At 72.4% G+C, this 17,854-nt stretch carries 18 protein-coding genes; 7 read left to right on the top strand and 11 right to left on the bottom strand.

Translation table 11 applies throughout. The features are described 5' to 3' along the window. The first annotated feature begins 180 nt into the window (after positions 1-180). Positions 181-1,524, top strand: coding sequence for a sugar transferase (locus ORI60_RS30760; RefSeq protein ID WP_266041498.1), 1,344 nt, complete (start codon positions 181-183; stop codon positions 1,522-1,524). Continuing rightward, positions 1,503-2,741, top strand: a complete 1,239-nt coding sequence (locus ORI60_RS30755) for a putative glycoside hydrolase family 15 protein (protein ID WP_416234519.1) — start codon at positions 1,503-1,505, stop codon at positions 2,739-2,741. The genes ORI60_RS30760 and ORI60_RS30755 overlap by 22 nt, the downstream gene beginning before the upstream one ends. Here ORI60_RS30755 and ORI60_RS30750 read toward each other — a convergent pair. From ORI60_RS30750 to ORI60_RS30705, 10 genes are all read right to left on the bottom strand, one after another. After that, positions 2,722-3,819, bottom strand: coding sequence for a glycosyltransferase family 4 protein (locus ORI60_RS30750; RefSeq protein WP_266041496.1), 1,098 nt, complete (start codon positions 3,817-3,819; stop codon positions 2,722-2,724). The genes ORI60_RS30755 and ORI60_RS30750 overlap by 20 nt on opposite strands. Beyond that, positions 3,816-4,883, bottom strand: coding sequence for a glycosyltransferase (locus ORI60_RS30745; protein WP_266041495.1), 1,068 nt, complete (start codon positions 4,881-4,883; stop codon positions 3,816-3,818). The genes ORI60_RS30750 and ORI60_RS30745 overlap by 4 nt, the downstream gene beginning before the upstream one ends. After that, positions 4,880-6,280 carry an oligosaccharide flippase family protein gene (locus ORI60_RS30740; protein ID WP_266041494.1) on the bottom strand — a complete coding sequence of 467 codons (1,401 nt, stop codon included), beginning with the start codon at positions 6,278-6,280 and terminating at the stop codon, positions 4,880-4,882. The genes ORI60_RS30745 and ORI60_RS30740 overlap by 4 nt, the downstream gene beginning before the upstream one ends. Then, positions 6,277-7,560, bottom strand: coding sequence for a glycosyltransferase 87 family protein (locus ORI60_RS30735; RefSeq protein WP_266041493.1), 1,284 nt, complete (start codon positions 7,558-7,560; stop codon positions 6,277-6,279). Before ORI60_RS30735 ends, ORI60_RS30740 begins: the two co-directional genes overlap by 4 nt. Beyond that, positions 7,557-7,706 carry a hypothetical protein gene (locus ORI60_RS30730; protein ID WP_266041492.1) on the bottom strand — a complete coding sequence of 50 codons (150 nt, stop codon included), beginning with the start codon at positions 7,704-7,706 and terminating at the stop codon, positions 7,557-7,559. The genes ORI60_RS30735 and ORI60_RS30730 overlap by 4 nt, the downstream gene beginning before the upstream one ends. Before the next feature lie 322 nt (positions 7,707-8,028). Next, positions 8,029-8,883 (bottom strand): hypothetical protein, encoded by an 855-nt coding sequence (locus ORI60_RS30725; protein WP_266041491.1) that lies wholly within the window; start codon positions 8,881-8,883, stop codon positions 8,029-8,031. Next, positions 8,880-9,914, bottom strand: coding sequence for a glycosyltransferase (locus ORI60_RS30720; protein WP_266041490.1), 1,035 nt, complete (start codon positions 9,912-9,914; stop codon positions 8,880-8,882). The genes ORI60_RS30725 and ORI60_RS30720 overlap by 4 nt, the downstream gene beginning before the upstream one ends. Then, a complete protein-coding gene (locus tag ORI60_RS30715; RefSeq protein ID WP_266041489.1) occupies positions 9,896-11,068 on the bottom strand; it encodes an O-antigen ligase family protein in 1,173 nt (390 codons plus the stop codon). The genes ORI60_RS30720 and ORI60_RS30715 overlap by 19 nt, the downstream gene beginning before the upstream one ends. Continuing rightward, the gene (locus ORI60_RS30710) at positions 11,059-12,003 is read right to left on the bottom strand and encodes a polysaccharide deacetylase family protein (RefSeq protein ID WP_266041488.1); all 945 of its coding nucleotides are present in this window, start codon (positions 12,001-12,003) and stop codon (positions 11,059-11,061) included. The genes ORI60_RS30715 and ORI60_RS30710 overlap by 10 nt, the downstream gene beginning before the upstream one ends. Further along, positions 12,000-12,827, bottom strand: coding sequence for a hypothetical protein (locus ORI60_RS30705; protein WP_266041487.1), 828 nt, complete (start codon positions 12,825-12,827; stop codon positions 12,000-12,002). The genes ORI60_RS30710 and ORI60_RS30705 overlap by 4 nt, the downstream gene beginning before the upstream one ends. A gap of 106 nt (positions 12,828-12,933) precedes the next feature. On the opposite strand from ORI60_RS30705, the gene wecB reads away from it, so the two are divergent. The 5 genes from wecB to ORI60_RS30680 all read left to right on the top strand — a co-directional run bounded on the left by wecB (position 12,934) and on the right by ORI60_RS30680 (position 17,411). Next, entirely contained in the window at positions 12,934-14,043 is a 1,110-nt protein-coding gene (wecB, locus tag ORI60_RS30700) for a non-hydrolyzing UDP-N-acetylglucosamine 2-epimerase (RefSeq protein ID WP_266041486.1), read from the top strand. A 102-nt stretch (positions 14,044-14,145) separates the two neighbouring features. Further along, positions 14,146-14,307 (top strand): hypothetical protein, encoded by a 162-nt coding sequence (locus ORI60_RS30695; protein ID WP_266041485.1) that lies wholly within the window; start codon positions 14,146-14,148, stop codon positions 14,305-14,307. Positions 14,308-14,365: 58 nt separating this feature from the next. After that, positions 14,366-15,301 (top strand): TlpA family protein disulfide reductase, encoded by a 936-nt coding sequence (locus tag ORI60_RS30690; RefSeq protein ID WP_266041484.1) that lies wholly within the window; start codon positions 14,366-14,368, stop codon positions 15,299-15,301. Further along, positions 15,298-17,079 (top strand): ABC transporter ATP-binding protein, encoded by a 1,782-nt coding sequence (locus tag ORI60_RS30685; protein ID WP_266041483.1) that lies wholly within the window; start codon positions 15,298-15,300, stop codon positions 17,077-17,079. The genes ORI60_RS30690 and ORI60_RS30685 overlap by 4 nt, the downstream gene beginning before the upstream one ends. Further along, positions 17,079-17,411: a S26 family signal peptidase gene (locus tag ORI60_RS30680; RefSeq protein WP_266041482.1), complete on the top strand. Its 333-nt coding sequence runs from the start codon at positions 17,079-17,081 to the stop codon at positions 17,409-17,411. Before ORI60_RS30685 ends, ORI60_RS30680 begins: the two co-directional genes overlap by 1 nt. Here the strand turns inward: ORI60_RS30680 and ORI60_RS30675 are convergent. Then, positions 17,343-17,642 (bottom strand): helix-turn-helix domain-containing protein, encoded by a 300-nt coding sequence (locus ORI60_RS30675; RefSeq protein ID WP_266041481.1) that lies wholly within the window; start codon positions 17,640-17,642, stop codon positions 17,343-17,345. The two genes, ORI60_RS30680 and ORI60_RS30675, sit on opposite strands and share 69 nt — an antisense overlap. Positions 17,643-17,854: the final 212 nt, after the last annotated feature.

Genomic DNA, 17,854 nt, shown 5'->3' with positions numbered 1-17,854 from the left:
CCGAAGAGATGATTTCTCAGAGTTCATTCACCCTTTCGTGCGCTCCTGCGGCCACAACTCCTTCGATCGGATGATCTTTCAATGAGGCGATTCTCGGCGGTTGCCGTTCCAGCTGGACCACCCCACGCGCGCGAGGCAGATCCCGGACGCCCGCCGCAGCGCCCCCTCAAGCCGTCTTCGGTGCGCCGCGACGTGCTCAGCCGGGTGAACGCGGTCGCGGTGCTGCTCGTCCTCGCCGACACCGTGACGCTCGCCGTGGTGTGCGCGCAGCGCGGTCTCGGCTGGGGCTGGAGCGCCGCGGTCCTGGCGTCGGTGATCACGATCAGGGGTGCCTGGCGGCTCTACCGGCGGCGGCTGTGGCTGTCGTGGCTGCAGGACCTGCCCCGGTCCGCGGCGAGCACGGCGCTGGCCTTCGCGCTGCTGACCGGCATCGGCCTGACCAGCGGTTCCGATCCGGCGGGCCTCGCCGGCGCGCAGTGGGCGATGATCGTCTTCGCGCTGGCCATCGAGCCGGTGCGGTGGTGCGTGTTCGCGTTCGGCCGGTGGTGCCGCCGCCGGTTCGACCGCTGCGACCGCACGATCATCGTCGGCGCGGGCGAGGTCGGCGTGACCCTCGCGCGGACCATGCTGGAGCACCCCCAGTTCGGCCTGCGGCCCGTCGCGTTCGCCGACTCCGGCCCTGATCCGGACCGGCAGCCGCCGATGCTCGAGGTGGTCGACGGCGACCTGGCCGACGCGATCGTGCGGCTCAAGGCAGGCACCGTCGTGCTCGCGTTCTCGCACACCCGCGACTCACCGCTGGTGGACGCGGCGATCACCGCGCACCGGCTCGGCTGCTCGACGCTCGTCGTGCCCCGCATGTACGAGCTGCACCCCGACGGCCCCGGCATCGAACGGCTGCGCAGCTACCCGCTGATGCGCCTCGGCACCGCGCCGACCAGCAGGCCCACCTGGTGGATCAAGCGCGCGGCCGACCTGGTGCTGGCGGCGGTCGCCCTGGTCGTGCTGTCGCCGGTCATCGGCCTGTGCGCGCTCGCGGTGCTGGTCGAGAGCGGCCGCCCGCTGTTCTTCCGGCAGGTCCGCGTCGGCATGGACGACCGCACGTTCACCCTCTACAAGATCCGCAGCGTCCGGCAGTCCGGTGAGGACGACTCGCAGGTGAAGTGGTCGGTCGTGGGGGACTCCCGGGTCGGTCCGGTCGGCCGGTTCCTGCGCCGCACCTCGCTCGACGAACTGCCCCAGCTCTGGAACGTGCTGCGCGGCGACATGTGCGTTGTCGGACCGCGTCCGGAGCGTCCCGGTTTCGTTCGCGAGTTTTCGTCCATTCACGAGCTATATTGGGCGCGCCATCGCGTTCCGACCGGCTTGACTGGACTAGCCCAGGTGCACGGTCTGCGAGGTGACACTTCCATCGCCGACAGGTCTCGATACGACAACTACTACATCGCGAATTGGTCGTTGTGGCTCGACCTGAGGATTCTACTGATGACAGCGGGTGAGTTGTGTTGTCGGAGAAATCGCTGATACGTCGATTCGCAGCTGTCGCTCTCGTACTTCTTTCGAGTGCATGTGCGGTCAGCGCCGCCGAATCGGACCCGATCATCACGGGGCCGATCCCCAAGGCGCTGGCGCCCTGCGCGTGGTGGTACGGGATCGGCGACTCGCCCACGCCGTGGGAGATCAGGGCCGCGGCCAAGCACTACGACGTCGTCGTGCTCAACGCGTGGGAGACGGCGTCCATGCGCAAGCTGCACGAGCTGAACCCCAAGGTCAAAGTGCTCGTGTACAAGGACTTCTCCAGCACGCGCAACTACTACGGCGCCGTCGAGGGCGACCGCGACGCCCGGTACCTGCCCACCGGGATCGGCTACCACGCCGCGGAGCGGAACCAGCCGGGGTGGTTCGCGATCAGCACGCTCGGGCAGCGCATCGAGTGGGACGGCTACCCGAAGCACTGGCAGATGACGGTCTGGGACCCGGCCTACCAGAAGGCCTGGGCGGACGCGGTCGTCGGCGAGGTGCTGCGCGAGGGCTGGGACGGCGTGCTGGCGGACAACGACTTCAGCTCGCTCAAGTACTACTCGAGCGCGGTGATCGCGGGCACCGCCGACGCCGCGGGGTCCGACAGGCTGTTGCGCGACGGCCTCGACGCCATGCTCGCACTCACCGGCGACGCCCTGGAGAAGGCCGGGAAGATGCTGATCCCCAACGTGTCGGAGTCGCAGCTGACCCCCGGCCGCTGGTCGGCGCACTCCCGGTACGCGGGCGCGATGGAGGAGAACTTCGGCCTGCAGGGCGACGACGGCACCGGCGAGCTGATCACGTTCCAGGGCAACCAGTTCAAGGAGCAGCGCGCGCAGGCCGCGCTCGGCGAGTCTTGGCTGCTGCTGATCACGCACACGAAGTCGGAGAAGGAGGAACGCGTCGGGTACGCCTCCGCCGCGCTCCTCGCGAGCCCCCACACGTGCTGGACGAGGGCGCAGCCCGACTACAAGAACCCGTACTGGTCGCTGTACCAGGACGCACGCCTCGGCGAGGCGGTCGAGACGGCGAACCGCCTGCCCAACGGCGTGTGGAACCGCCGTTACTCGGGCGGCTGGGTGGCCGTGAACCCGACGAAGACGTCCGTGCTGCTGACGCCCCCGCCGGGCCTCGTCACGCTGAAGGGCGAAGCGGTGCCGGTCCAGCTCGACCTGCCGTCGGCCGACGCGGTGGTGCTGGTCAACGGGCCGAAACGGTGAGCCTGCGGTAGAGGTCGAGGTGCCTGCGGGCGCAGACCTCCGGGGTGAACCGCTCCCGCGCCCTCGTGGCGAGCCGGTGCCCGGTGCTCGCAGGATCGGGGTCGGCGAACAGCGCGCGCAGCCGTGCGGCCAGCGCCGCTACGTCGCCGGGCTTCGGGCAGTCGGTGCCGGGAACGCCCAGCATGTCCGCGACACCGCCGGTGTCCGTGGCGACCACGGGCTTGCCCGCGGCCATGGCCTCCGCGACGACGAGCGGCTGCTGCTCCATTGTGGACGGCAGCACCAGGGCGTCGTGCTCCAGCAGCAGTTCGGGGACGTCGCTGCGGAAGCCCAGGAACTCCACCCGGCTCGAGAGACCGCGGCGGGTGACCCGGCCCTCGGCCTGGAGCCGCTGCGGGCCGTCACCGATGACGGTGAGCGTCGCGTCCTGCGGCATCGTGCTCTCCAGCGCGTCCAGCAGGTCCAGCAACCCCTTGCGTTCCACCAGGAGGCCGACGAACACCAGCTTGCGCACGGGGCCGGCGGGCGGGTTCACGGCACCGACCTCGACGCAGTTGTCGATGTGGGTCATGCGGTGCGGCGGCACGTAGAGCCGTTCGCGCAGGAACCGGCCCATCTCCCTGGCCGGGACCACGGTGCGGTGCACGACACGGGCGACGGCGGCGTCGGCGGCCAGCACCGCCCTGGTGTAGGCCGGGGGAGGGGTGGCGCCGCGGACGTTGCGGAACCACGGCTCGGCCACCTCGTCGGGCACGCCGTGGTAGGTGTGCACGATCTTGGTGCCGCTCGTGGCGAGGGCCGCGCTGACCAGTCCGGACCGGCGGTCCTGGGCGTGCACGACGTCCGGGTGCCAGGCCTTGATCGCGGCCCGCGCCTGCCGTGCGGCGGCCATGTCCCCCTTGCGCGTCACCAGGGTCTCTTCGAAGTACGGGTCGATGAGCTCCGCTCCTCGCCGGGGGCGCGGGCCGAACACCCGCACCTCGGCCTCGCCCGACTTGGCCAGCGCGGCGGCCAGGCGCACCGTCACGTCCACCGGGCCACCGCTGTCCTGGGTGAGCAGGTAGGCGATCCGTGTCATCTTCGTCCTTCCTCGGTGACCAGTGTCGCGGTGAGCGTCGCGATCTGGCCGGTCATGCGGTCGCGGTCGAACAGGGTCTCGGCCCGCAGCCGGCCGCGTTTTCCTTCGGCGGCGGCGAGCTCCGGATCGGCGAGCCGGAGCGCAATCGCTTGCGCCAGGCCTGTCGTGTCGCCTGCGGGGACCACCTCGCCCGCGTCGCCGAGGCTCTGCTCGACGCCCTCGACGTCGAACGCGACGACGGACCGTCCGCAGGCCATGGCTTCCAGCGGTACCAGCGCCATGCCTTCGGCGCGGGAGGGCAGGACCACGACGTCGGCCTCGGTGTAGAAGCGGTCGACCGCGTCGCTGTGGCCGTGCCAGCGGGTGTTCGGGTGTTCGGTGGCGCGGAGCTGCGCTGCCATGGGGCCGTCGCCGACGATGAGGAGCTCGGCGTCGGGGACCTTCGCGAGGACCTGTGGCCAGGCTTCGAGCAGCAGGTCCTGGCCCTTCTGGTGAGCAAGTCGTCCGACGCACACCGCCGTGGGGACGTCGTGCGCCTTGGGCTTCGGGCTCAGGCGCCGGGTGTCGACGCCGTTGCAGACGACCTCGGCCCGTGCGGTCACACCTGCCGTGCGGCCGGCTTGCAGCTCGTCGTCGCTGACGCACAGGAGCAGGGTCGTCCAGCGGGAGGCCGCGGCCTCCCAGAGCCGGCAGGCGCGGCTGAGCAGCCCGGTGGCGACGCGGAACGACCACAGGTGGGGCTGGAAGATCGTCGGCGTGCGGCCGCGCAGGACCAGCCTGGCCAATCCTGCCTTCGAGCTGTGCAGGTGGACGACGTCCGGGCGGTGCGCCCGTAGGATCCCGCGCAGCGCCCGCAGTTCCCGCGCGGTGCCCGGGCCGGGGCTGCGGGTGGCCTGCCAGGGGTGCAGCGGGATCCCGGCCTTCGCGGCCTCGTCCGGCAGCCAGCCGGTGGACGGGCAGGCGATGCTGACGTCCCAGCCGCGGCGTCGCTGGGCCTTGGCCAGGTCCAGCACCACGACGGCGACCCCGGCCTCGACCGGCTGCGTCACGTGGACGACCTTCACGCGCGCTCCTTCAGTCCGATGAGGACGGTGCGGTTCAGGGGAAGGGCGATCGCGCAGTAGGTGGCGAGCAGCAGCAGGCCGGTGGCGATGAGCCCGGTGACGGTGGTGCTGTCCGGCAGGACGGTGCTGAGGGCGAGGCAGGCGAGCGCCGCCCCGGCGACACCGGCGACGGCGCGCAGCGGGACGGGGAACGCGAGGCCGTTGCGGGCGAGGACCAGCCAGGTCAGCGGCACCAGCAGCCACACCACGGTCACCTGCGTGAGGGCGACCGCCGCCGGGCCTTCGCCGGTGGTGAAGACCAGCGCGGTCAGCAGGGCGGCGAGGTGGGTGGCCTCGAGGGCGAGGTACTGGCGTGCGTGCCCGGCGGCCCTGATCACCTGGTACCAGACGTGCAGCAGGCTCAGGCCGAGTCCGTAGCCGCACAGCAGGACCAGCAGCCCGGCCGCGCCGGCCCACTGCTCGCCGAGGACCACGATCCCGTCCGCGGACAGCGCGACCACGACGTACAGGCCGCCGGTGACCACCAGCGCGGCGATGGTGAACCGCCGCAGGGTGGCGGGCAGCTGGTCCGTCCGTCCACTCCGGACCAGCTCGGCGCAGATCGGGAACAGCACGCCGCCCAGCACGACGGCGATCATGATGTACGGCACCCAGGCGATGCGGAACGCGAGCGAGTACCCGCCCACCGCCCCGGGGCCGAGGACGTGCCCGATCGCCAGGTAGTCGACGTTGATCAGCAGTACCGCGATCAACGCGCCGGGTCCCACGACCGCCAGCCACCTCGCGGCCTCCGTCGCGGCATCGCGGTCCCAGACGGGGCGGATCCGCGCCCCGGCGACGGCGGCGAGCACGGGTTGCGCGACCGCGGTGCAGAGCAGTCCCAGGACCAGCGACGTGGGCCCGGTGCCGTTCGCCGCCAGCGCGACCGTGACCGCCGCGCCGACGAGCATGCCGCCCGCGTCGGGCAGCATGCGGCGGCGGAAGTCGAGCTCGCGGTGCATCAACGCCATCTGCACCCCGCCCGCCGCGGTGAACGGCAGGGTCAGCGCCGCGAGCCGCAGCATCCCGGCGGCCTCCGGCGCCCCGAGCGCGGTGGCGATCGGGTGCGCGGCGGCGACGATGATCCCCGTCAGCGCCGCTCCGGTCGCGACGCTCATCGTGAGCACGGTTCCGGCGGTCCTGAGGGGATCCAGGGCGGTGCGGCTGACGATGTCGTAGACGCCCATCGCCTGGACGACCTGGCCGATGTTGACGACCGACACGACCAGCGCCACCGCGCCGAGGTCGGCCTCGGTGAGGAACAGGGCGAGCGCGAGGGTCACCACGATCTGGCTGCTCTTGCTGACCAGGTTGACCGCGAAGAGCCACAGCGACCCCCGCACCGCCACATCGGTCATGCGGCGCGCCGGACGTGCCGTGCCGCGAACACCGCGAGCACCAGCCAGGCCGCCACGACCGCGACCCCGTCCAGCGTGACGGCGGCCCGCGCGCCGAGCACGCCCTTGATGGCCGTGTCGACGAAGTACAGGTGCGCGAACGGAACCACGAGCAGCAGGGTGGCCACGCCGGCCCACCGCCAGTGGCTGTCCTGGCGCCGACGCCAGCACACGACGGCCAGCGCCGTCATCGCCGGTACCGCGATCAGCACGTCACCCGGCTGGTGCACCAGCGCGACCACGATGCCGAGGCAGGTCAGCAGGTCCGCCGCCTCCGACCCGTGCGCGGTGCGGTCGAGCCTGCGGGCGAGCAGCGCGGTGACCGCGAGAACCCCGCACAGCGCCAGCAGTTCCGCCGCGGGCGGCAGCCACCCGGTCGTGCGGAAGAACACCGCCGGCAGGTCGACCCGTTGCGCCGTCATGGAGTCCACCGCGCCGTACCCGGTGCTGCTGGCCCACTCCAGGTTGCGCGAGATGACGTCGAGGAACGCGCCGACCCCACCGCCCCGGAAGACGAGGAGCGCGGCCACGGGCAGACTGGCCGCCGCCGCGATCACCGTGCCCAGCAGCGCGACCTTCCGGTCACCGCGCACGAACAGCAGCAGCGCCAGCGGAAGCCCGAACTGCGGCTTCAACCAGGCCAGCGCCAGCGCCGCCGACGCCCAGGCAGGACTCTTCGTGCGCAACAGCAGCGCCCCGGCCGCGCCGACGGCGATCAGCGGGTTGACCTGCCCGACGTACATCTGGGCCTTGCCGACCTGGCTCGTCACCAGCAGCGTGCTGATCACGACCGTGCCCGCGACCACGGGCAGCTTCGCGTGCCCCGCCGCCATGACGGCGAGACCCACCAGCAGCACCAGGCACGCCAGCGCGAACGCGACAGCGCCCACCCGGTACTCCGGCAGCGCGAACGGCAGGTGCAGCACCAGGTGGTAGGGCTGGTAGAGGTTGAAGTTCTGGCGCACCGGCCAGTGCTCGAACATCACCGCCGGGTCGTAGGGGTTGCCGCCGCCGAGGAACTCGCGGATCGGGAAGTAGAGCGCGTCGCGGAAGTCCTGCATGCGTTCTTCCGGCAGGTTCGACTCGGTGGGGAGCGGCACCTCCCAGGACGGCTTGAGCGCGCGGAAGGCACTGAGGACGCCGGCCAGGGCGACGAGGGCGAGGCCGATCTTCTTGGCGAGACCGGCTTTCTTGGTGAGGCCGGTCTTCTTGGTGAGGCCGGTGCGGCTGGTGGTGATCATTCCGGCACCACCGCCAGGATGATCGAGGTCGCGGCCGCGGCGGCGACCGCGGCCAGTGCTCCGAGAGAGACGAGACCGGCGACGGTGAGGACGGTCCGGACGTCCACCTGGCGTACTAGGGCGGCCCAGCGGGAGGAGATCGTCACGCCGCCACCGCCGTTGCGGGCTGGGCGGTGCGGCGACCGGCTGGGGCGGCGGCCGTCGGGATCGATTCGGACTGACCGGCCCCCAGGGGGGATCGGGCCCCCACTCCCATCATCTCAGGCAGGTCTGACAGTTCCTGGGTGGTCGCGCTACCGCTGGTCGCGCTACCGCTGGTCGCGCTACCGCTGGTCACGTTCCGGCTGGTCACGTTCCAAGTGGTCGCGTCCCCGTTGGCCGCACTCCGGGTGGTCTCGCTTCGGCTGATTGCACTCTCGCTGGCCGCACTCCGGGTGTTCACGTGCCGGGTGGCCGAGTTCCTGGCGATCACGCCAGCACCACCGCCACCAGCACCGACGAGGCCGGCAGCACCGCGAGGGCCGTCGCCAGGTCGTTGCGCCGCGCGCGGTCGTTCGACGCGACGGCGATCACGGCCGTGCCGTCCGCGGGTTCGGAAGCCTTGTCCGGCAACGTCCGCGCGAGTTCCTCCGCGCGGTCCGCCAGCGACGGGCTCACCGGCAGCACCCGCACCGGGCGGGCCGCCGCCACGCACAACGCCGTGAGGCGCTCGGTGAGAGCGGGGTCGTCGTCGTGCGCGACGACGACCGGGTGCCTGATGCCCGCCGTGGACAGAGCGGCGCCCACGACGTTGGCGCGCAGGCGGCGCACCGCCACCACGGCCACGCCCGCGATCACCGCGGCCACCAGGGCGAGGCCCGTGGCGAGGCGCCAGTCCGGCGTCACCTGCGTGGTCTCGGGGCGCGGGTCGACCAGGCGGAACTTGGCGGCGGGCGTCAGCAGGTCGGCCTCGATCACCGCCTGGGCCACCGCGGTCACGGCCGCGGCGGCGTGGGCGGCCGAGTCGGCGCGGACCGAGATGCGGGCCACGCCGGACGCGGGGACCAGTTCGACGGCGATGGCGTCGGCCAGGCGGTCCGGCGTCGTGCCCGCCGCGCCCGCCGCCGCGTCCAGCACGGACGGGCTGCGGACCAGTTGCACCACCGCCGGTGCCGCCAGCGAGGTGACCTCGCCGAACTGGGCGCCGCCGGGTGCGGACGGGGTGGCGAGCAGGGTCAGCCTGCCCTCGGTCACGCCGTCGCGCAGTGCGACGGCCAGCAGCACGGCCGCACCGACCAGCACGGCGGCCAGCACGCCTTCCACCACAGCTCTGCGAGCTTTCATCGTCCCTCCAGGACGGTACGAAGCAGTTCGTCGTAGGACTTCATCAGGGTGTGCGCGCAGGCCGAGCCGTCGTGGGACGCGGCCACCGAGCGCGCGGTGGGGGAGAAGAGCAGGCCGCGCAACGCTTTCGCGGTCTGCTCTGGGCTCCGGCGGGGGACCAGGACGCCACCTCCGCCGGACAGCACCTCCCGCACACCGTCCACATCGGACGCGACGATCGGGCGGCCCGCCGCCAGCGATTCGAGCAGCGCGATCGGCATGCCCTCCCAGTCGCTGGTGAGCACGGTGACGTCCGCGGCTTCGAGCAGGTCGCGCACGTCGGTGCGGGTGCCGAGGAACCGGACCCGGCCGGGGGCACGCGCCTCCAGCTCCGCCCGCAGGCTGCCGTCGCCGGCCAGCCACAGCTCGCAGTCGCCGGGGATCCGCGCCCACGCGTCGAGCAGCACGTCGTGCCGCTTCTGCGGTTCCAGCCGGGCAGGGCAGAGCGCGACGGGCACGTCGGGCGGCGTCCCGAGCCGGGCCCGCACGGTCGCCCGGTCCGCCGTCGGCACGGACGGGAAGACGGCGTTCGGGATGACGACCGCGGAGCCGAGTCCGGCGTCGCGCAGCCGTCGCGCCGCGGCCGAGGCGACGGTCACGACGACGGTCGACACCCGACGCAGGACCTTCACGGCACCGGGCACGTCCGCCTCGGCCACACCGTGGAACACCGTCACCACAGGCCGTCGCGGCGTGGCGATGCGCGCGACGAGCGACGCGGAGACGTTGTGCGCCAGCACGACATCGGGCCGGAACCGGCGCACGGCCACCCGCACCGCCCACGCCGCGCGCACCACACCCAGCGGCGAACGCCGTGCCACCGGAACGTCGAAAACGGGCACCGAGGCCGCGCGCAACGCCTCGACGCGGAACCCGCCGCCGCTCGCCACCGCGGACTCCCAGCCGACGTCGCCGCCCGCCAGGGCCATCCCGGCCACGAGCGCCTCGGCGCCACCCGCGCCCATCTCGCTGATCACGTGGAGAACGCGCATCGAGGCTCCTTCCGGGAACGCCGCTCGATCGCGGCCGCGAGGGCGACGAGCGACCACAGGGGCAGGTAGTACTGCTCGGACAGGAAGATCGAGGCGACCAGCACGGCGATCAGCGCCGCCTGCACGGCCACGGCCTCACGCCGGTCCGCCACGCGCCGCAGCGCCCGTTCGCTCGCCACGAACCCGACCGCGATGAACGCGATCAGCAGCGCGAACCCCGCGACCCCGAGCTCGGCGGCCACTTCGAGGAACAGGTTGTGCGCCACCGGGGTCTGCTCGTCGATCTCCGCGTTGTGCCCGGCGGCCGCGTACTCCTGGCGGAACCCGCCGGGCCCGACGCCGAGCACAGGGTTGTCGGCCAGCATCCGCGCGGCCGCCTGCCAGCGCAGCATCCGGGTGTCGGCGTTGGTGCCCGCGATGTGGCTCTTCTCCTGCAGCGCCCGCGACAGTTCCGCTTGCGCCGTCGAGGCGAACAGCAGCGCCGCCGCACCGGCGACGGCGGCCGTCACGACCACCGCCCGGACCGGCAGGGCCCGGCGCGCTATCAGCCACACCAGCGCGCAGGCCAGCGCGATCCCGCCGCCGCGCGAGAACGTCGCCGCGGCACCGGCCACCAGCACCGCGCCCAGCAGCAACAGGACGATCCGCGACCGGCCCCTGGCCGGCAGCGCGACCAGCAGCGGCAGCGCCGCCACGAGGAAGAACGCCAGGTCGTTGGGGTCCTCCAGCGGCCCGGTGGCGCGCAACGAGCCACCGGCCACGCTGAGCAGCCCGCCCGCCGCCGCCACGACCGCGCCCGCGACCGTCGCCCCGAGCAACGCGCGGACCGGCACCTCCCGCGCGGCCACGTCGGCGAGCACCACCGTGATCACCAGGAACGGCACCCACCGCACCAGGTACTCGAGCGTGAACTGCTCGGCCTCGTGCACGGCGGAGGTCGCGAGCAGCACGACCGCCAGCGACGCGACGACCAGGTGCAGCGGGTGCGGCGCGGGCAGTCGCCGATCGCGGTGCAGGGAGAACAGCCAGACACCGATCAGCAGCGCGGGCACGATCTTGGCCAGCTGCCCGTGCACCTGCAGCAGATAGCCTTCCAGGGGCGCCAGCGCCACCGTCCCGCAGGCGAAGACGCGCAGCAGGACCGTCAGCCACATGCGACCGGATCCCGTTCGCGCAGGGGGGATGCGGCGACGCGCTCGACGTGCGCGCCGGTGCCGACCACGTCGAAGTGCTTGCGCAGCAGGGACAACACCCAGCCCAGGAGCTCGACCTTCTGGGCGCCCGGCACGGCCATGCCGGGGAAGAACTCCATCCCGGGCGCCTCGGCACCGGAGAGCACGTCGGTCGGGTGCAGCAGCAACGACGGGGAGACCTTGCGCGCCAGGCACAGGCGCAACGCCGTGCGGAAGTACCCGCGAGCGAGCCGGGGCGAGACCTGGTGCAGCTGCAACAGGTACGCGCCGTGGATCGGCACACGCAGCAACGGCATCGTCGTCACCGGCAGCTCGACCAGTCCGGTGTCCCGCCAGCGGTACGCGGTGTTGGGAGCGCGGACCTTGCCGAACCCGCCGAACAGGTCCTCGCCGCCGTCCGTCGACCCCGCCGAGCGGTTGTGGTACGCGCGGGCCAGCGGCCCGATCCACGTCGGCAGCACGCTCGCGTCGTAGAGGTAGCCGCGCCGCCGCAGCACGTCGAGCAGCGCGGGCGTGACGCTGTAGCCGGGGCCGCGGAACCCCACGGGCCGCGGCGCCCCGGCGGTCATGATCGCCTCCTCGGCGCGCATGACCTCCTTCTCGACCTCCTCGTCGGAGAAGCGGTGCAGCCACGGCTGGTGCCAGAACGAGTGGTTCGCGATCTCGTGCCCGGCCGCGGTGATCGACGCGACCGCCTCGGCGCCGTCGTCGCGTTCCGCGTCCGCGCCGACCACGAAGACCGTGGTGGTCAGGCGCTGTTCACCGAAGACGTCCAGCAGGCGCGGCACCGCGGACGGCAGGAAGCTCGGCCTGCTCTCCCAGCGGGGGTCGCCGTGCGTGCGCAGGTACGCCCACAGGTTGTCGAGGTCCAGCGACACGCTGGCGACGGGCTTCACCGCTCACCTCTGGCCGTGACCAGCTCCCGGGCGGGCTTCGCGACGGACCCGAGCACCAGCACGCCGGACACCACCAGCAGCACGCCCAGCACGACCCACCACTCGCGCCCGGCCGCGATCTGGTCGCCCATCACCGCGAGCCCGGCCGCCGAGCCGATCACCACGGTGGTCGCGTCCATCGACGCCACCGCGGACGTGGCCGAACCGCGCTGCAACGCCGTCGCGAGGCACGCCTGCCCGACGAACGCGGCGATCACCATCACCCAGGTCAGCGGGTGCAGCACCAGGTCGAGCACCGGCTTGCCGGCGACGTTGCGCGCGGCCACCGCGACCACGGCGAACGCGATGCCGGCGAGCACCGGCGTCGCGGCCTTGAACACCCGTGCCAGCGGCAGCACCGCGAGCGTCAGCAGCCCCAGCACCACCAGGGCGGGCACCAGCGGGAGCTCGCGGGCGGTGGACGGCGCCGCCGCACCCGTCAGCAACAGCAGTCCGCACGCCATCACCACCAGCACGGCGATCTCGACGCGCCGGATCCGCCAGCCGAGCAGCAGCACGCCGATCACGGTGGCGAGGCCGACCGCGCACGACGAACCGGCCTGCACCAGGTAGAGGGGCAGGTCCTCGCGCGCCAGGAACGCGAACAGGAACCCGCCGACCTGACCGGTGAACCCCAGCAGGTACAACCGGTCCGCGGCGAGGCGGGCGAGCAGCCCCACCCCGGTGCCGGGACGTTCCTCAGCCCTGCGCGCGGCGACGGTCTGCGCGACTATCCCCAGGCCGTAGAGCACAGTGGACACCGCAAGTGCCAGATGACCGGACATGAGCGCGGACACTACGACACGCTTGTGCGGCAACACTTTCGAGCGATATCGGAGGCAACTCTTTCGAGTGAACGTGCGCGGGATGTGCCCGGTTTCGTCAAGATCGATGAAGTACCTTGCCGCGGTGCGGGAAACGAACATCGTCACGATCGTCTGCGGCACCAGGCCGGAACTGATCAAACTCGCGCCGCTCGTCGACCACTTCGGCAGCGCGTGCACCATGATCTACACCGGTCAGCACTACGACCGCTCGATGTACTCCCTCATCCGCCGCGAGGTGCCGGAACCCGGCGCGTTCCACGAACTGCGGCTGGGCGGACTGCGCCGGGGCGACCAGCTCGGCCGTGCCGTCTCGGCGGTGGACGAGGTGCTGGCCGCGCACCGGCCGGGCGCCGTGATCGTGCAGGGCGACACGACCTCCGCACTCGCGGGAGCGTTGGCCGCCAACGCCTGCGACGTGCCGCTGGTGCACGTGGAGGCGGGCCTGCGCAGCTACGACCGCGCGATGCCGGAGGAGCACAACCGCGTGCTCATCGACCACCTCTCCGACCTCTGCTGCGCGCCGACGTCGCTGAACCGCCGCAACCTGCTGGGCGAGGGCGTCGCGGAGAGCCGTGTCGCCGTCACCGGCAACACCGTCGTGGAGGCGCTGGCGCACGCGCTGCCCTCCGCGGACGAGCAGGACGTGGTCCTGGGCGAGCTCGGCCTGAAGCCCGACGGCTACGTCCTGGCCACCATCCACCGCCCCGAGAACGTGGACGACGCGGCCAACCTGGAGATCATCCTGCGCGAGCTGGGCCGGCTGCCGCTGCCCGTCGTGCTGCCGCTGCACCCGCGGACCGCCAGTCGCATCACCGAGTTCGGGCTGGAGGCGCTGCTGCACGGCCTCCAGGTGGTCGAACCCCAGCCGTACCGGCCGTTCCTGGCCCTGGCGCACGGGTCCGCGGTGGTCGTGTCGGACTCGGGCGGCATCCAGGAGGAGGTGAGCGTGCTGAAGCGGCCCGTGGTGGTCGTGCGGCGCAGCACCGAACGGCCGGAGATCGAGGGCACGTTCGGCACGCTCGTCCCGCCCGGTCCGCTGGTGGGCAGCTCGGTGCTGGCGTGGCTGGACGACGTGGAGGGGCATCGGGCCGCGCTGCGCGAGATCCCGTCGCCCTACGGCACCGGCTCGCCGTCCGAGCTGATCGCGTCCGCCGTCCGCCGGATGCTGGCCTAGAGTCCGAGCTCGTCCGACTTCGTCCGACCCGTCTTCCGCTCGCCGCCGCCGCAGACCAGCGTGGGTGGCGTTGATGTTGGTCGAACTGGGAGGAGCGGACCCGTGAAGCGATTCGCCAAGCTGGCCGGTGAGCGGCTCGTCGGACTCGTGCTGCCGAAGATCGATGCCGGTGCCTGCGTGCCGGAGCACGGCCAGTGTTGCAAGAGGGGCTACCGCTTCAACTGCAACGGCATCTGCTCGTCGGTGAGCAGCACCTGCAAGTGACACGACGGGGTGCCGGTGACTCGTCACCGGCACCCCGCACTCGTTGCCGGAGGCCGACGTGCTCGATCTGTTCGCTCGTGTGCTGCTCGCCGTGGTGTTCCTGGTGGCCTTCGCCGGCAAGGTGCGGTCACGGCGGGGGTTCGCCGAGTTCCGCGACTCGATCGCCGCCCTGGTGCCGCTGCCCGCCCGGCCTCTCGCCGTCGCGGTGCTCGCGGGGGAGGCGTTGGCGGTCGTGCTGCTCGCCGTTCCCGGTACGAGGCTCGGGTACGGCGTCGCCGTGACGTTGCTCGTGACGTTCTGCGGCGCGGTCGTGCTGGCCATCACCGGCCGGAAGTCGGTGCGCTGCAAGTGTTTTGGCGCGGGTGGGGACGTGCTGGGGCTCAAGCACCTCGTGCGCAACGGCCTGCTGATCGCGGTGGCCGCGCTGGGCGCGTTCGTGCCGGCACCTGTTTCCTGGGAGGAACCCTTGACCCTGCTCACGATCGCCGTCGTGCTGCTCGCCGTGGTGGTGGCGCTTCACGTGTTGTTCACGTACGGGCTGGTGGCCAGGGTCCGGGAGCTGCAGGAGAACTCGCAGCCGAAGCGCGAGTCGAACCTGCCGCGGCCGGGCCTGGTGATCAAGCCGTTCTCGGTCGCGGACACGAGCGGTGTTCCGTTCACCGAGGCCGATCTCGACGGGCCGGTGCAGGTCGGGTTCTTCTCGGTCGGCTGCGGGCCGTGCCGGACGCTGACCGACGCCCTGCTGGCAGATTCGCCCGCGGCGCGGTTCGTGTCCGTTGTGGACGGAGACCCGGGCGATCCCGAGGCCACGGCCCGGCTGGTCGAGAAGGTCGGCGCGCTGGGCCGGGTGGCCGTCGTCGGCACCGATGACCCCGTGCTGTCCGCGTTCGAGGTCATGGCCTATCCGACATTGCTGTACACGCACGGAGGAGTGGTGACGGCGTCCGGGACCAAGCTCGCGGACTTCGCCGGGGTCCCGGCGCCGGTGGCATGATCCGCAACGCCCTGGCGGCGCTCGCGTTGCCGTTCAAGGCCGCACCCGTGCTCGCCGGTGGAACCCTCGCGCTCACGGTGGTCGCCGGTGCCGCTCCCGCGAGCGGGGCCTGGCTGACGATGCTGCTGGTGGACGAGCTGACGTCGCGTCAGGCCGGTGCGGGCCGGGCGGCGTTCCTGGCGGTCGCGTCGGCGCTCGTCGGTGGCGTCGCCATCGCGTTGCTCTACCTCTGCGGGCATCTCGGGGAGGTCGTGCGGCAGCGGGTGGCGGTGACGGTCGAGAGCAGGTTGTTCCAGCGCGTCGCCACGCTGCCGGGGCTGGCGCGCATCGAGGATCCCGCGTTCCACGACCGGTTGCGGCTCGCCGAGCAGGCCGCGCAGGAAGCGCCCGGCACGATCTCGCAGTTCACCCAGGAGGTCGTGCGCTCGGTCGTGCTGCTGGCCAGCTTCACCGGCGCGTTGCTGGTGGTGTGGCCGCCGATGACGTTGCTGCTGCTGGCGTCCGTGGTGACGGCGGTGTTCGCCCGGCTGGCGACCGCGCGGCGCGAGGCGTCGACGGAGGAGGCGTGGGTGGCGACGGACCGGCGGCGGCTGTTCTACCGGGCGTTGCTCACGGACGTGCGCGCCGCCAAGGAGATCCGGCTGTTCGGCCTCGGCTCGCTGCTGCACACCCGGATGGTCGGATCGCTGGTGACGGTCAGCGGTGCGCGGCTCGCGGCGCAGCGCAGGGGCACGGCGGTGCAGAGCGCACTGGCGTTGCTCGGCGCGGTCGTCGCCGGGGCGGGCACGGTCGTGGTGGCGCTCAACGTCGTCGCGGGCAGGTCGTCGGTCGGTGACCTCGTGCTGTTCCTCGGGGCGGTGGCCGGGGTGCAGACCGGGCTGTCCGGGGTGGTGCTGCAGCTCGGCGAGGCCGGGCGCGCCGTGCGGTTGTTCGGGCACTACCTCGACGTGATCGGCACCGGGGACGACCTGCCGCCGGGCACCGGCACTCCCGGCGAGGCGGCGATCGAGCTGCGGGACGTCTGGTTCCGGTACTCCGACGACGGCCCGTGGGTGCTGCGCGGGGTGAACCTGACCATCCCCGCCGGTGAGGCGGTCGGGCTGGTCGGAGTCAACGGCGCGGGCAAGAGCACGCTGGTGAAGCTGCTGTGCCGGTTCTACGACCCGCAGCGGGGGTCGATCACGTGGGGTGGCGTGGATCTCCGCGACCTCGACGTGGCGGCGTTGCGTGCCCGGATCGGCGTGGTGTTCCAGGAGTTCATGACCTACGACCTGACCGCGGCGGAGAACATCGGCATCGGCCGGGTGGACGAGCTCGGTGACCGGGCGCGGATCGTCGCGGCCGCGGGCAGGGCCCGTGTCGCGGAGACGCTGGAAGCGTTGCCGGACGGGTACGACACGGTGCTGTCGAGGACTCACGCCGACGAGGAACGGGCGGGCGTCACGCTGTCCGGCGGGCAGTGGCAACGCGTGGCGCTGGCGCGGTGCCTGATGCGCGCGGACGCCGACCTCATGATCCTGGACGAGCCGACGTCCGGGCTGGACGCCGAAGCGGAACACCGGGTGCACGAGACCGTGCGGCAGCACGCGGAGGGCCGCACGCGGCTGCTGATCTCGCACCGGCTGGCCGCGTTGCGCGGGGCCGGCCTCATCGTCACCCTGGCCGGCGGGCGGATCGCCGAGCAGGGTGACCACGACGCGCTGATGAACGCCGGAGGCGAGTACGCCCGCCTGTTCCGGCTCCAGGCCGACGGCTACCAGGACGCGAGGGTCAACTGATGTGGATCAGGGTCACCGTGCGGGGCAACAGCATGTCGCCGACCCTGCACGACGGTCAGAAGCTGCTGGCGCGCAGGCTCTTCCGGCGGCCCCGTCACCACGAGGTGATCGTGTTCCGGGTACCGGACCCCGAACTGCCGCACCGCGTCAAGAGGGTGGCGGCCACAGCAGGCGATCCGGTGCCACCGTGGCTGGCCGCCACGCTGCCCGGCTTGGCGCACGTGCCGGACGGTTTCGTCGCCGTCGTGGGGGACAACCCGCGTTCACAGGACTCCCGTCAGCTCGGACTGGTCGACTGCAAGGACATCGTCGGTGCGGTGCGAGGAAGATGAGCGCTTGCACGCCGCGACCCAGCGCAACCGCCAGCGCGTCGTGTCCCCGCCGCACACCCGCGCGATCGCCAGCACCGTGTCCAGCCGGGGAAACCGGCGGCCGGTCAAGGCGTCGTGCAACGTGCTGCGGGCACACCCCGTGCGGCGTGCCAGTTCGCGGTAGGACAATCCGACCAGCAGACGAAGCTCGTCCAGGTCGATGGCGAGCTCGGTCTTGCCCCCTGTGGCCATCCAGACTCCCGTGTTGTGGGTGCTCTTTTCCTCTCCGTCAGCCCACTGCATGGTTACCCGAGGGGGCGGGAATTCGCCACTGGCCTCGCGACCAGGTCGTGTCCCGGAAGTTCGTCCGGTGGCAGGCGCGGGCGAGAGACCCGGAGACGGCGCCGCCGCGATGCCCTCATACCGGGTTGTATTCGGGCGTCGCGGCGGTGTCGTCTCCGGGG

The sequence above is a fragment of the Lentzea sp. NEAU-D7 genome (assembly GCF_026242055.1).
Taxonomy (GTDB): domain Bacteria; phylum Actinomycetota; class Actinomycetes; order Mycobacteriales; family Pseudonocardiaceae; genus Lentzea.
The sequence above is the reverse complement of the archived record's forward strand: the minus strand, read 5'-3'. Positions and strand labels throughout refer to the sequence as shown.